11 protein-coding genes are annotated in these 14,702 nt (G+C 46.0%); 5 read left to right on the top strand and 6 right to left on the bottom strand.

The genetic code is table 11. From position 1 onward, the window contains the following. Positions 1-55 precede the first annotated feature (55 nt). The 3 genes from chrA to ACLWBD_RS08275 all read right to left on the bottom strand — a co-directional run bounded on the left by chrA (position 56) and on the right by ACLWBD_RS08275 (position 3,947). The gene (chrA, locus tag ACLWBD_RS08265) at positions 56-1,159 is read right to left on the bottom strand and encodes a chromate efflux transporter (RefSeq protein ID WP_413570557.1); all 1,104 of its coding nucleotides are present in this window, start codon (positions 1,157-1,159) and stop codon (positions 56-58) included. Continuing rightward, entirely contained in the window at positions 1,149-3,407 is a 2,259-nt protein-coding gene (locus ACLWBD_RS08270; RefSeq protein ID WP_063207951.1) for an NADP-dependent malic enzyme, read from the bottom strand. The genes chrA and ACLWBD_RS08270 overlap by 11 nt, the downstream gene beginning before the upstream one ends. A 246-nt stretch (positions 3,408-3,653) precedes the next feature. Continuing rightward, positions 3,654-3,947, bottom strand: a complete 294-nt coding sequence (locus tag ACLWBD_RS08275; protein ID WP_301335617.1) for a KH domain-containing protein — start codon at positions 3,945-3,947, stop codon at positions 3,654-3,656. Between the two features lie 202 nt (positions 3,948-4,149). Here ACLWBD_RS08275 and ACLWBD_RS08280 point away from each other — a divergent pair, with 202 nt between their 5' ends. The 4 genes from ACLWBD_RS08280 (at position 4,150) to ACLWBD_RS08295 (ending at position 9,665) form a co-directional block, all read left to right on the top strand. Beyond that, positions 4,150-4,938 (top strand): DUF4423 domain-containing protein, encoded by a 789-nt coding sequence (locus ACLWBD_RS08280; protein ID WP_413570559.1) that lies wholly within the window; start codon positions 4,150-4,152, stop codon positions 4,936-4,938. Between the two features lie 10 nt (positions 4,939-4,948). Beyond that, on the top strand, positions 4,949-5,614 hold the full coding sequence (locus tag ACLWBD_RS08285) for a hypothetical protein (RefSeq protein WP_063207684.1): 666 nt from the start codon (positions 4,949-4,951) through the stop codon (positions 5,612-5,614). A 257-nt stretch (positions 5,615-5,871) separates the two neighbouring features. Next, the gene (locus tag ACLWBD_RS08290) at positions 5,872-7,215 is read left to right on the top strand and encodes a thiolase family protein (RefSeq protein WP_063207681.1); all 1,344 of its coding nucleotides are present in this window, start codon (positions 5,872-5,874) and stop codon (positions 7,213-7,215) included. Positions 7,216-7,511: 296 nt separating this feature from the next. Beyond that, on the top strand, positions 7,512-9,665 hold the full coding sequence (locus tag ACLWBD_RS08295) for a 3-hydroxyacyl-CoA dehydrogenase NAD-binding domain-containing protein (RefSeq protein ID WP_063207675.1): 2,154 nt from the start codon (positions 7,512-7,514) through the stop codon (positions 9,663-9,665). Between the two features lie 168 nt (positions 9,666-9,833). Here the strand turns inward: ACLWBD_RS08295 and ACLWBD_RS08300 are convergent, their stop codons facing one another. Genes ACLWBD_RS08300 through ACLWBD_RS08310 form a run of 3 tightly spaced genes read right to left on the bottom strand, consistent with a single transcriptional unit; the run spans position 9,834 to position 11,798 of the window. Next, positions 9,834-11,006: an NAD(P)/FAD-dependent oxidoreductase gene (locus ACLWBD_RS08300; protein ID WP_413570561.1), complete on the bottom strand. Its 1,173-nt coding sequence runs from the start codon at positions 11,004-11,006 to the stop codon at positions 9,834-9,836. A gap of 6 nt (positions 11,007-11,012) precedes the next feature. After that, the gene (locus tag ACLWBD_RS08305; protein ID WP_413570562.1) at positions 11,013-11,564 is read right to left on the bottom strand and encodes a GNAT family N-acetyltransferase; all 552 of its coding nucleotides are present in this window, start codon (positions 11,562-11,564) and stop codon (positions 11,013-11,015) included. A gap of 18 nt (positions 11,565-11,582) precedes the next feature. Beyond that, positions 11,583-11,798, bottom strand: coding sequence for a CPXCG motif-containing cysteine-rich protein (locus ACLWBD_RS08310; RefSeq protein ID WP_063243160.1), 216 nt, complete (start codon positions 11,796-11,798; stop codon positions 11,583-11,585). A 233-nt stretch (positions 11,799-12,031) separates the two neighbouring features. Here ACLWBD_RS08310 and ACLWBD_RS08315 point away from each other — a divergent pair, with 233 nt between their 5' ends. Continuing rightward, the gene (locus ACLWBD_RS08315; protein ID WP_413570564.1) at positions 12,032-14,695 is read left to right on the top strand and encodes a zinc-dependent metalloprotease; all 2,664 of its coding nucleotides are present in this window, start codon (positions 12,032-12,034) and stop codon (positions 14,693-14,695) included. Positions 14,696-14,702 lie beyond the last annotated feature (7 nt).

The following is a 14,702-nucleotide window of genomic DNA, read 5'->3' on the forward strand; positions in this document are numbered from 1 at the left end:
CCGATTCTTGGAGCTCCTAGACTTAAGAGTAGCACAACTGACAATGCCGACAAAGTTAAATTTTGCTGAAAAAATAGGATAAAGATCCGCCTAACAAAATCAAAACAGAGCTGGGAGTTTTTGTTTTTATCAGCGCTAAAAATGCGATAAGAGCAAGCCCGCTCAGAAGTCCACTCGTAAAGACATCTCGACCTAAGGCTATAAGAGTGTAGGTGAGAAGTCCCAGCGATCCGACAACCACGCCATTCAAAATCATCCGTACGGTGAAAGAAGACTCGAGTTTCGAGTAAAAAGGAATCGTCAGGGCTACGAATACAAAGGCGGGCAGGAAGATTCCGACCGTAGCAACGAGCGAACCCGCGAAGCCATCGGTTAAATATCCTAAGAAAGTCGCCGTCGTGAAAACGGGACCTGGAGTGAATTGTCCGACAAGAATTCCATCCAAGAGTTGGGTCTCTGTAATCCAGCTTCTTTTTTCAATCAACTCTGTCTTTAAAAAGCTCAGTAAGACGTATCCACTTCCAAACAGAAGGGATCCGATTTTTAAAAACACCCAAAATAAACTTCCTAGTTCTCGCGTGTGAAATGAAGGACTGCGAGAAATAAAAAGTGAAATCAAGCCACAGTTTAAAAGGATGACGATTTCAGAAACGTCTTTCGACTTCATGTACAGCGCTGCCAAAAAGATGAAGGTCAGAAGAATATTTTGTTTCTTTTTCCAGAAAGAGGAGGCAAAAAAATCCGGAGCCTTTTCAACTTCAAAACTGCTTTTTAAAAAACGCCACAGGGCCAGGGCGATAACAGAAATAACGACGGACTTCGCACCTAGAAGAAAGCTTTGAAGGTCAGGAAGACTTGCGTATCTTTGATAAAGAACCGCGACGCCTAAAACTAGAAAGTAGGCGGGCAGAATGAAGCAAAGACCGGCTAAAAAGAAACCTTTCCATCCTGCGCGTGTATAGCCAATATGCATGGCCATCTCGGTCGAATTCGGACCTGGAATAAGTTGAGTCAGTCCCAGAAGATGCAGAAATTTTTCGCGTGTCAGCCACTGACGGCGATGAACAAACTCTTCCTCCATCATGGCGATATGAGCAGCCGGGCCACCAAAAGAGGTGGCTCCCAGCCTGAGGAAGAGCCAAATAAGATTACTTACCACGTGACTTCAAAACTTCTTTGATAAACTGAGCTTCCAGTGCCGTGAACACCACGGAGTTCACGATGCCATCCACTGTCGTTGTTCTTTGAAGAACGTTTGCTGAACGTCTAACTCCCGTGAGGAAAGGTCCGATCACTTCGACTTTACCTACTTGTTGGATTAACTTGTAGGCGATGTTCGAAGCTTCCAGGTTCGGGAATACAAGAACATTGGCTCCACCTTTAAGATCTGAGAATGGGAAAAGTCTTTCCATGATCTCTGGATTTACGGCCGTGTCGGCTTGCATATCGCCATCCACCATGATGCCAGGGCGAAGCTTCTTAACGATCTCTGCGGCTTGTTTCATCTTGTTCGGTGTTCCGCTAGAGCCACTGAAATTTGAGTAGCTGAGCATCGCCACGCGCGGCTCAATACCGAAGTATTCAACAATCTTCGCCGCTTGAATAGCGATCTGAGCACATTGTTCTGCAGACGGATTAAAGTTCACTGTTGTATCAGCAAGAACCAAGAACTTGTCTTCAAGAAGAATAAAGTTCAAGCCCGCAGGAACGCCATTTTGATAAACGCCGATAGTTTGCAAAATTGGACGAACAGCATCAGCATAGTTGATGGATGCGCCACTCACCATACCGTCAGCATCACCCATGTGAACCATCATCGCCGCGAAGTAGTTTGGTTCAGCCATGAGGCGTTCTGCTTCACGCAAGTTGATGCCTTTACGCTGTCTTAAAGAATAAAGCTTTTCAACATAAGCGTAGTATTTCGGATAATTCGAAGGGTGAATCACCGGCACGTTCTTTAATGCCGGAATATCCAAGGCATTGATTTTTTCTTTTACGCGCTCGGGATAACCAAGAAGTATAGGCTGACAGATTTTTTCTTCAACCAAAACCGCCAAGGCCTTAAGGACTTTAGAACTTGTTCCTTCGGGAAATACGATTTTTGGAAGTTCACCGCCAGCGGCTGCGGAGTTTTGGTGAACGCGATTGATCGCAGAACGGATGAAGACTTTCGAAGGACCTTGCAAAGCTTCTAGAGAGTTGCGGTAAGCATCCCAATCTTCAATGTTTCTTGTGGCAACGCCAGTGTCCATCGCGGCTTTTGCTACTTGCGGAGCAACCCACAATAACACGCGCGTGTCGAAAGGTTTTGGAATTAAGTATTCACGACCAAATTTAAAGCTCTTACCACCGTAGGTCGCAGAGACATTGTCTGGAACGTCTTCACGCGCCAACTTCGCCAAGGCTTGAACCGCCGCGAGTTTCATCTCTTCATTGATTTGTGTCGAACGTGTGTCCAGGGCGCCACGGAAAATAGACGGGAAGCCAAGAACGTTGTTCACTTGGTTTGGATAGTCAGAGCGGCCTGTGGCAATGATGGCATCCGGACGAGCTGCACGGGCTTTGTCAGGAGTGATTTCGGGCTCAGGGTTTGCCATGGCAAAGATGATAGGATCTTTGGCCATATCTTTCAGCATTTCCGGCGTTAAAGCGCCCGCAACCGAAAGGCCGACGAAAACGTCCGCGCCTCTTAAGGCTTCACTGAGTGTGCGCGCTTCAGTTTCAGAAGCAAAGAACTCTTTGTATTTGTTCATGCCGTTTGTACGGCCTTTATAGATGACACCTTGAGAGTCACACATGATGATGTTTTCACGGCGAGCACCCAGCGCGATAAAGATCTTCGCACACGAATTTGCAGAAGCCCCTGCGCCGTTCACGACGATGCGGATGTCTTGCATTTTACGACCCGTGATTTCACAGGCATTCAAAAGAGCCGCACCGGAGACAATCGCCGTTCCATGTTGGTCGTCGTGGAAAACAGGGATTTTCATTTCTTTTTTCAAGCGCTCTTCAATCTCGAAACACTCTGGCGCCTTGATATCTTCCAAGTTGATACCGCCGAAGGTAGGCTCAAGCACGCGAATCGCATTACAGAATTCGTTCACATCTTTCGTCGCCACTTCGATATCGAAAACATCAATACCCGCAAACTGTTTAAAAAGAATCCCTTTACCTTCCATCACAGGTTTTCCTGCAAGAGGTCCGATATCTCCCAAGCCCAGAACGGCCGTACCATTTGAGATGACCGCGACAAGGTTTCCTTTGGCTGTGTAGTCGTAAACTTTAGCAGGGTCTTTAGCGATGACTTTACAAGGAGCCGCCACGCCTGGTGAGTACGCCAGCGACAGATCTTTTTCTGTCATGCAGGGTTTCGAAGAAATAACTTCGATTTTTCCTGGTTTGCCCATTTGGTGATAATGAAGGGCCTCTTGATCTAAGTTGCTGATGCCGGCTTTTGTTTCTGTTTTTGTATCCAAGGATACTCCCTTTCCTGCCAATGCTTAGCTGTTAAGCAGAACTTTCTTTTGGAGAATTTATCAACCCATTTCAAGGGGTTAGGAAAGTCCTGCGACAAGTGCCATTACTCTACAGAGAGGGGCAGAAAGGGTCAACGTATCGAGCCTTTGGCGCATGGGGCAAACCCCATGAATCTCCTATATTTCGTAGAAGGGGATTTCAATGATCGATCGGAAGCCGTGTCCCGCGGTGATGGCCGTGAGAAGTGTTCGTAAACTCGAGACGGTACGACCCTTAGCTCCAATGAGGTGCCCAATGCATTCTTTAGGGCAATCGATGTGATAGATCGTCGTTCTTTCTGCCTGGGTGTAATTGACACGGATGCTTCCAGGTTGGGGAACCAAAGCCTGCACGAGGCTTTCCAGAAGAGCGCGAACTTCTTCGCGGGTCAGGGGAGAACTGCGTCTGAGTACGACGGTATTTGAATTCACGATGCCTATCCTTGTGAGCGTTGAGGCCTCATTTTAGCAACGAGAATTCCGGGGAGTCTTTCGTAGATTGCAGATCTGTAGCGGATTTCGAGTACATTTGTCCCTGAAATTTCTTTGTGGTTCTAGAACTTGGGTACGTTAAACGTACCCGCTTATTGACAAGTGCTTGTACGCACGGTTGATTGCCCGCATGACTAATGACGTGAAGCAAAAGCAAGATTTCGTTGAATTTCTGCGGTTCACTTTTGACGCCAAGAAAAAGGTGAATCCTCGATATTCCCTTCGCTCTTTTGCTTTGTTTATTGATGTCGACAACTCGCGTTTATCTAAGATCCTGCGCAATGAACGCCCGGTGCATCCCGGGTTGGTAGAGCGTATCGGTAAAAAACTGCGACTGAGCGCCGAAGAAATTGATCGCTATAAAGTAGTAGAGGCAAATAAATATCGTCGTAAAGCTCTTCCGGTAACGCCGAAGAAAATTGTTCCTTACAAGCAGATCTCCGAAGATTCTTTCAAAATAATTTCAGACATCACTCATTACCAAGTTCTTGAGTTGATGAAGCTGAAGTCTTTTGAGCCGGATCTTAAATGGGTCGCAAAGACCGTGGGGATTAGCGAAAAACAAGCGGCCGAGTGTCGCGATCGACTGATGCGTGTGGGGCTTTTAGAGATCGACGAAAAGGGTCGCTGGTTCGACACTTCCGAGGGTTTCAGTACCGACATTTTAAGCGAAACTCGCGCGTCGGAAGCTCATCGAAAAATGCAATCCGAAATTTTAATTCGGGCGCATAGCGCCTTAGAAAAGTTCACTCTTGAAGAGAGAGATCAGTCATCGATGATGATGGCAACCAGTGCAAAAAAACTTCTTGAAGCCAAAAAAATGATCAAACAATTCCGTCGTAAACTGGGGCAATTTCTGGATGACTGCGACGAGAAAGATCAGATTTACCAACTGAGCATTTCACTTTACCCGCTCATTAACAAAACTTAGGGAGCTACTGATGAAAACTTTAGGTTTCTTTTTCATATTGATGTTTTCTTTCGTGGCCACGGCGGGGACTCTTGAAAATCGAGAAAGCAATGGCGGAAAGGGGATTGTCGTTGGTGAAAAAGCCTATCTTCTGGATCTATTGGAGCGCTCGCCTTATGATGCCTCCCTACCTTCAAAAACAACTTTCGTATTAGGACTGAAAAAAGAAGCCGTCTTCCGTCTGTTTCCGGCGTCTTTTCCTCGCGAAAAGATTTATCGAAAACTCATCGACCTGAATCAGTTTTCTCCAGAAGTGATGATGCATTTATATAACACCGCTCGTCGCCTGCAGTGGGAATTGGTCGAGGGCCCCTTGGTGTTAACCACAGATGATAATTTCGTTGATGGTCATTGGAAGGGCTATCCGCTCGTGCAATTTGCCGAACGTCGGGTGAACGCGATTCGTATCGATCGCAAGATGTGGCATCGCCTGGATGACGTCAATAAAGTCGCCCTCGTCCTGCATGAGATCGTTTACTCTGCCATTGACCCGATTTCGACAGGTTTTCAAAGTGATCTGACTCGTTTTTTTGTATCTTCGATTTTTTCAAAAGAAGACTTCAGGGCCATGAACTACGAACACACACGTCTATTTTGGCAGAGTGTGTTTTTCTTAAAGCCCGTAATCCGCGATTAGCTGATTTGTTTTGTATAAAGCCTCGCGATTCCGATGAGGCTTCTTTAAAAAGGGTCTAGGTGACCCTTCCTCATTTCTAGAGTTCTGCTTCTATTTTTTAGGTTCTTCTTCAAGCTGGACAAGGCTTTCGCGTTCTTCAAGCTAAGGGGTGCGGTGCGTCAGGTCCAGATCTGCCTCATTTTGTTGCTATTTATATTTGGTGGAACAACCGAAAAGACATATGATTTTAATGGCTTATACCAATTAAGGAGAATTGCATGAAATCACCACGTGATGTGGTTCTTGTTGAAGGTGTTCGTACACCGTTCGCAAAAGCAGGGACAAAACTTAAGAAAGTTCATCCGGCAGAACTTGGAAAAACTGCCTTAAAACAACTCATCGCAAAAACTAATCTTGATGTGAACAGTGTTGACGAAGTGATTATCGGCAACACCGGAAATCCTCCTGATGCCGTAAACATTTCTCGCGTTGTTGCTTTGAATTCAGGCATTCCTTTGAAGACCTCCGCGTACACAGTGCATAGAAACTGTGCTTCCGCTTTAGAGTCTATCTCTAACGGTTACGAAAAAATCAAATCCGGAACGATGGATGTTGTTCTTGCTGGTGGTACGGAAAGCATGTCGCAAATGCCGACGCTTCTTCCAAAAAAATTCCAAGATATCTACGACGGTCTTTTTGCGGCAAAAGGTCCGAAGCAAGCTTTGCCTTTGTTGTGGAAGCTTTTCAAAGCAGACATGAATCAGATCAAAGCTTTGTTGCAAGGAAATATGCGTGACGAACACTTCCCGCAAATCTCTGTGATGTTGGGTCTAACAGATCCTTTCGTCGGCATCAACATGGGACAAACGGCCGAGATCTTAGCAAAAGAGTGGGGCTTATCTCGCGATATGCAAGATCAATTTGCTCTTCGCTCGCACTTAAGAGCGGCACAAGCGATGAAAGAGGGACGTATGAAGGAAGAGATCACTCCGGTGTATCTGTCTCCTGAATACAAAGAAGTTGTCTCTGACGACATTGGTCCTCGTGAATCTCAAACGATCGAAGCTTTGGCAAAATTGAAACCTTTCTTTGATAAAGCGACAGGTTCTATTACGGCGGGGAACTCATGCCCGATCACAGATGGCGCCGCGATGGTGCTGATGATGTCTCGTGAAAAAGCGGACTCTTTGGGTTACAAGCCACTGGCAACAATCCGTTCCTACGGCTTTGCCGGTCTTGAGCCTGAGCGCATGGGATTAGGCCCTGCGTACTCTTCACCGTTGGCGTTGAAGCGCGCGGGTCTTTCAATGAAAGACATGGGACTTGTTGAGTTGAACGAAGCGTTTGCAGCCCAAGTCATGGCCTGCCAAAAAGCTATGGATTCTGACAAATTTGCCCAAGAAAAATTAGGCTTAACTTCCAAAGTCGGTGAAATCCGTGATGACATCTTGAATGTGAACGGCGGCGCGATTGCTTTTGGTCACCCAGTGGGTGCGACGGGAACTCGCATCGTTCTTACTTTGGCAAAAGAGATGAAACGCAGAAACGTTCAGTTTGGCTTGGCGACACTTTGTATTGGTGGAGGCCAAGGCGGATCGATGGTTCTTGAGAACGAGGGGTAGGTCGATCTCGGTGCTTTGCCGCGAGCTCTGTGCTGGCCTCTGTTCTCATTGGCTCGGACAGTCTTCGCGGACGTGCCCCTTTGGGGCTACTGCTGCGGAACTCGCCACTGAGTACAGAGGCCAGCACAGAGCTCGCGGCAAAGAACGTGTTCGTTTCAAGGGCTGGCATCGGTTTTTGTGGTTTTCTGGCCTTCGGCAGTTGGTTCTGGTGGATGCGATGGCCTGGGTTTTTGGGGCGTTTTAGTTTTGATTTTTAAATTTTCTTTTTTTGTTTTTGCAACTTAGGAGTTTTCAGAATGTCTATTCAAGAGAGTATTAAGATCGTTCCTCAGGGTGAGATTGCGGTTGTTGTTTTTGATTTGGTTGGGGAGAAGGTTAATAAGTTTTCTACTCCGGTTATGATGAGACTTAAGGAAGTTCTTGAAGAGCTTAAGAAGTCTTCTTACAAAGCGGTCATCTTTAAGTCAGCGAAGCCTAAAATTTTTATTGCGGGTGCTGATATTGAAGAAATCAAAAGCATGACGACGAAAGATCAGTTTGAGGCGGCGGTGAAGGGTGGTCAGGACATCATGAATATGGTGGAAGATCTTCCAATGCCGACGATGGCGGCTATCCATGGTGCTTGCATGGGTGGAGGTTGTGAATTCATTCTTTCTTGTGACTATCGTATCGCTTCTGATGATTCCTCTACGAAAATTGGTCTTCCTGAAATTCAGTTGGGTATCTTGCCGGGGTTTGGTGGTACGCAACGTATGCCTCGCGTGATTGGTTTGCAGGCGGCTTTGGATATTATCTTAGCTGGTAAATCTGTGAACTCTAAAAAAGCTTTGAAGTCAGGTCTTGTTGATAAAGTCGTTCATCCCAATCTTTTGGATGAACAAGCTGTCAAATGGGCGAAAGAAATTATCTCTAACGGCGCGAAAAAACGTCGTAAGAAATTCCAGCCTCAAGGTGCGGTGAACAAAGTTCTTGAGGGTGCTTTGGGTCGTGGCATCGTTTTCAAAAAAGCTCGTGAGGGTGTTTTAAAGGCGACAAAGGGTCACTATCCAGCTCCTTTGAAGGCTTTGGAAGTGATTCAAAAAACTTACGGTATGAGTGACCGTGAAGCCGGTATGCGTATTGAGCGTGAAGGCTTCTGTGAATTGGGTATTACAGATATTTCTAAAAACTTGATCCACGTTTTCTATTTGACCGAAATGGTTAAAAAACAAAACGGTGTTCCAGGCGTCGATGTAAAACCACGCGAAGTGAAAGGTATGGGTATTCTTGGTGCCGGCACAATGGGTGGTGGTATCGCTTACGTCGCTGCAGATAAAGGTGTTCAAGTTCGTATGAAGGACTTAAATACCGATGCTTTGGGTAAAGGTCTTAAGCATGCTTCGGATCTTTGGATGAAGCTTCTTAAACGTAAATCCATTGATAAGTATCAGTACCAACAAAAAATGGACATGGTGTCTGTGACAACGGATTATTCTGGATTTAAAAATCTGGATGTTGTTGTCGAAGCTATTGTTGAAGACATGGGGATTAAACAAAAAGTGATCGGTGAGTGCGCTGGCCAAATGCGCCCGGATGCGATTATCGCGACGAACACAAGTTCGTTGTCAGTGACAGAGATGTCTAAAGGTCATCCACGTCCAGAGTACTTTGCGGGTATGCACTTCTTCAATCCAGTGAACAAAATGCCTTTAGTAGAAGTTATTCGCGGTGAAAAAACTTCGGATGAAACTATTGCGACAATCTTTGAATTGACTAAGAAGATGGGAAAAATGCCGGTTGTGGTTAAAGACGGTCCCGGTTTTTTAGTGAATCGTCTTCTTCTTCCGTATATGGCTGAAGCGGCTTTCTTAATGCAAGAAGGTATGAGCATTGAAGTGGTTGATAAGGCTTACGTTAAAGAATTCGGTATGCCGATGGGACCGTTTGAGTTGATGGACGAAGTCGGTCTTGATGTGTGTATCAAGGTTCTTAAGATTTTCAAAAAAGCTTTTGGTGAGCGCATCGAGATGGCTCCTTGCATGGAAGCTCTTGAAAAATCCGGTCGTTTGGGTCGTAAGAATGGCAAAGGCTTCTATCACTATTCTGAAGACGGAAAACGTGGCGACGTCGACCAAAGCATCTATGCGGCTTTGGGATTGGGTCAGCCAACAAATCCATATGACTCAAAAGAGTGCATCGAGCGTGGTGTGTTTGCGATGGTGAACGAGTGTTCTTTGGCTTTGGTTGAAGACCGCATCGTTGAAACTCCTCACGAAGTCGACCTTGCGATGATCATGGGAACAGGCTTCCCTCCATTCCGCGGCGGTCTTCTGAAGTACACAGACACCGTAGGAACTCAATACGTCGCCGATCAATTAGCGATGTACGCATCCACTCGTAAAGCCGGCCGTTTGAAACCATCCGTTCCATTAACGAACATGGCAAAATCAAACCGCAAGTTCTACAACTAAGAAAAGTTTAGAAAACCAGAAAAGGCGCCAGGGGAGTATTTCCAACTGGCCCATGTAAGAAAAAGCCCAGCTAAAAACGCTGGGCTTTTTTTTGGAGTGCCTGCTTCTTTTTTGGGTCTACGCTGCATCAATTGATGCGCTGTAGACCCAAAAAAGAAGCAGGCACCTCTAGAAGCGGGAGATTGATAGATGGCTTGGGATTTCGGTTCCGTGCATGCCGGCCACGAGGGTTTTTGCGGCGTTGAAGCTTAGGCCCATGCCGTGGCCTGAGCAGCCGGCCATGATGTGGATGTTTTTGTTTTCTGGAAGGGCTCCCAGAATCATTTGGCCATCCGGCGAGAAGCCCATAATGCCGGACCATTGGTAGGCGATCTTCGCTTCTTTCCCGTATTTGAAGTGGCTCTTTACGAAGTCGAAAAGAGCTGTCTGAATTAACGATGTGGTTTCATCTGAATAAGTATTCTCGACATCAATCGCTAAATTTCTGAAGCCGCCAATCAGCAAGTGTCCCGTCGGCAGTTGACGGAAGTAGCAGAGGTGCTTCGTCAGGTAACAAGGCCCTCGTACGAACGCTGGCAAAGGTTCTGTGACTAGAATTTGCCCACGACCGGGCTTAATCAAGGATTCAAAGTTCTTTAAAACTAAAGGCAAATAAGCGTTCAAGGTGAAGATCACTCGGGGAGCTTCAAAATCCCCATGGTCTGTGCGTAAGACTTGGGTTGTACCTTTGTCTTTTACCGAAAACACTTCCGTGCCTTCGTGAATATCGGCTTTGATTTTATTTCGAAGACGCTGCAGAAGTTTGATCGGATGAATGTATCCATCACCTGTATATTGAATGCCGCCTTCAAAACCGGTGACGCCGAAATCTTTTTCTAAATCAGTAGGCCCGATTTCATGAACATCAATGCCAGCGGACTGCATCAGTTTTGCTGTCATTCTGTATTTCAGCCAATGTTCTGAACTTGGAGCGACCGTGCAAGAACCCGTGTGACGGAAATCCAGTTCATCGGCTTTGTCTTCAATAATGTGCTCTAAAAGAAGTTGGCGATTGTCTTCAGAAAACTTCCAGATCTCTGTGGCTTTCTGTAAACCAAATTGTTCATTGAGTTTGATAAAGTGCTCGGTGGATCCGCAAGTCACAAATCCTGCGTTTCTTCCTGAGGCGCCAAATCCCAAGCGGTGTTTTTCAATGATCGCAATGCGAGCGGTGGGATTTTCTTTTTGCAGCCAATAGGCGGTAGAGAGTCCCGCAATGCCGGCGCCAACGATCACAAAGTCATAGACTTTTGCGGAAGGAGATGAAGAAGTTGCTGAATCAAGCCAATAAGAAATACTCATAAAGACCTACAGATATTTAATCATTTCTTCTGCCGTACATCGGCAGGGTTTTCCGTCACGCACGCATTCATAGTCCACATCAATCCAATATTCAGGATGAGTCGCAACACTTTCAAAACCAAACTTAGTCAAATAGCGAATCGAAGAGTTGTTCGGGGATTCCTTCCACGCATGGGTGACAATAGCTTCCGTTCCCACAAGTTTAAAACGCTCGATCGACGAGTCCGAAAGTTGAGGGCCCCAGCCTTGTCCTTGAACCGCCTCCGACAAAAACAAGCTTTGAAAGTAGCCTACTTTTTCTAGTGGTACTTTCCAAAGATCGGGGCGCAGTTTCTTTCCTTTGCCTTTGCTCCAAGAGCCCGGCGGATAAGCCAAGCGCAAACCAAAAATTTCATCTTGAGAATTAGCTAAAACAAAAGAGCACATCACGTCGCCCGAAAAAGATTTTTGAAAGCACTCTTCAAGTTCTTTCAAAGTAAAGTAGTTCAGGCCGATGCTAGAATCGGTGAAATTTTTAACCGCCGGAAGATCACGAAGTTCTAAAGGACGAATGTGCATAAGCACATAAAGACATAATCAAAAAATCGGGTCAATTCGCATTTCATCGAAATCGCCGCCTTGTCCTACCATCAGCCTAAACCGACGGTGGTCTTCGTCCCAATGCGCATGGATATCAATAGGGCGGCAGCAAATCTCGCAATCCCAAATAAACTCCTGGTCTTCGCCATCCTCGCGAAAGACTTGAATAGAGAACTTTTCCCGGCAATACGGGCACTGTACTTTGCATTCCATAAGGACCTCTTAAGTTACGCCCTTATTGTCTAAAGGGGTGGGGAGGCCCTCAAGGTCCCATGCAGAAATACAGGTCTCTCTCTGGGAGTGAACCTCAACTGGTCTATAAGCGTTCTGACGAGCTTAAAACCTGTCTACCTTATCAACATTTCATACTTTTTTTCAGACACCTTTTGCCCTGGGGGTTTCTTTGGCATAAGTGTCTCTTGAATATGGTTTTTGGGGGTTCTTACATGAATTCGAATCAACGCATCGGGCTTCTCAGCATTGCTCTATCTTCTTTGTTACTGTCAGCGTGTACGAAAGAAACTATCGTCGAAAAGCAGGCTCCAAATAATATGCTCGAGTCGTTTACGAGCAATACCACGGATGTCTGTGCGAATAAATCCTGTATCACGATTCAAAAATCCTCTTTAGGAAAAGTCTTTCTTTTGATCTCTTCGGGAAAGACATCTGGATCCACACCGCAGTGGTATGACTTGAAACCTCAGGTGGTCACATTCGATAAGTCCGGCGGACGCATCGCCTTGTTAGCTCAGAATTACAATAGCATTTACAAAGAAATTCAAACGGTGAACCTGATCCAAACTTTCGAAGTCGTGTCTGAAGATACAGACTCCATTACTTTTGATTGGGGGCAAGGTTTAAAAACTTTTGTTCAGCAGCGTTCCTACGACACGGATATCCCTCGCGGCAATAGCGATGACTTAACGGAAAGTTCGCTCCCTTCTTTGGTTGTTGAAGACTCTTTTGTTCGCGGTATTAAGTTTGATGAAAAAAACATCGAGCTAGAGCAGATCATCAAGATCCGCTCTGATCTAGTTAAATCGGGTCCTGATCGTAATACATCGACCGTAGAAAACCGTGAAGAGACGGTCGCCATGAATGTGCAAATCCGCGCTTACAATCTGACTCCGGATTTCCGTCCTAAAGAGTACGATAAAAGTCGCCGCGTCGGATTCTTTGTTACGAAGCTGGGCAAAAAAGAACATAGCAAAGACATCATCAATTTAATCACGAAGTGGGACTTGTCTCCTAAAAAAGGTCCCATTGTTATTCGTATTTCTGATGCCGTTCCCGCACAATATCTGGATGCTGTGAAAGAAGGCGCTCTTTACTGGAATAAAGTTTTTGGTCGTGATGTGATCAGCGTAAAAACAAATGTGGATCCTCAAGCCGGTCCTGAAGATCGCAGCATCATGGTGCGCTGGATTCCTTGGGAAGATTCAGGCGCGGCTTACGCTATTGGCCAATCGGATCCTCTGACGGGTGAAGTCTTAAGAGCTCAAGTATTTATGCCGTCCGTTTTCACGAAAGTCGGCTCTGGTGATTTAGTTCATCTCAATAATGACACTCCAGTCGCACCCGGCGCCGTTTCCTGTGACCTTACCCAAAATCTAGCTGCATTGGATGTGATCGCGAAAGAGGCCAATGATTCTCAAAGACTTCGCTTAGCTCAAGACAGCGTGCGCGCCACTGTGGCTCACGAACTAGGACATGCTTTGGGACTTCGTCATAACTTTGCAGGATCCTTCTCTGCGAAGGTGTCAACAAAAGATATTGAAGCTGCGGCGAAAAACTATCTTCAAGATCCCAATCACCAAGGTTTGGAAACGTCGACAAGTATCATGGATTATGTCAGCGGTATTGATGATGTCTTGATGGCAGCCAGAATCAAATATGCACCTCTTTCCTATGATAAGATGGCGATGGATTGGGCTTACTCGGCGGACCATGCGGCATTAGACGAAAAGATCTCTCGCTACTGCACGGATGACGATATCGCTTTAGCTTCAAGCCAAGCTTTGCAGATTTATGGCTGCGAGCGCTTCGATGCCGGAAACAATCCGCTTCTTCGCAAGTACTTGGATACGAAATATGAAAAAGAACGTTTCATTAAAGTTCTTTTTGCCTCCATCATTGGCCGTCTGTACCCCGCAGATCAACCGACGGTCGTTAACGACATCGACGTGGTTCTTCAAGACACGGTGAAGTGGGGGAAGGTCAATCTTGATACATTGAAGTTTATTAATCAGGTTCTTTTAGATAAAACAGTCAACTCAGTCCCATCGCCACAGTTTGCTTCAATTGAAAACGTAAAGTCAGGTCAGATCCATTATTCCAAAGTGGGAATGGACGATGCTTTAGGTCGTGAGCGCACACGCTCTTTGGCAGAAGCCGGTGGATACGCGGCTGTGCTTAATGATCTTTGGAGAAACTCTGACGGCAGCATTGCTAAAGACTTTATTGAAAGACAAATCACTGAGCTTGCGAATAGTCCTTACTTTGCTCAAGGTAAAACATTGGGTGGACGTGAGTACACGCTGACGAGTTTTCAACAAAATCGTATTCTTTCTTTCTTCCACCAGCTTTCGTTGGTGAATAAAAAGGCATTGGCTTCGGGTCTTTCCGCTCTTCTGCCTAAAGTCGATGAAAGCGAAGCCGACGCCAAAGGGGCTCTTACGATCGTCAGTCAGGTTCTTCCACGCAATATCATTACAGCACAAGATGCCGATATCCTGGCAGCACTTTACTTGGATCTTACGGCTGTGGAAAACGGTGAGACGACTTTAAGAGTAGGACAAGGACTTACTAAAGAAGTTAAAGTCGCGCGCAGTTATCTAACGGCGGAAGAGCGTACGAAATGGATGAACTTGGTTTCGTCTCGTGGTTTGCGCTTTGAAGTTGAAATGAAGAAAGCCCTGATTCGTAGCGAGCAGTACAACAAAGTGAATGCCGTTTTGAAAGAAGTAGATCCAAGCTTTGATTTGGCTTCTATAAAAAAGCCGGCGGAGCTACCGGCGCAGCTTCTGAATCAAGGTCTGGTCGATTCTGCGGGTTCTTTATGGCTGACAGCGGAAATCAATGTGCTCTTGGCCTTCGATAAATTGCGCTAATTTTCAT

Origin of the sequence: Bdellovibrio sp. HCB117, assembly GCF_047305915.1 — a bacterium.
Lineage (GTDB): Bacteria > Bdellovibrionota > Bdellovibrionia > Bdellovibrionales > Bdellovibrionaceae > Bdellovibrio > Bdellovibrio bacteriovorus_B.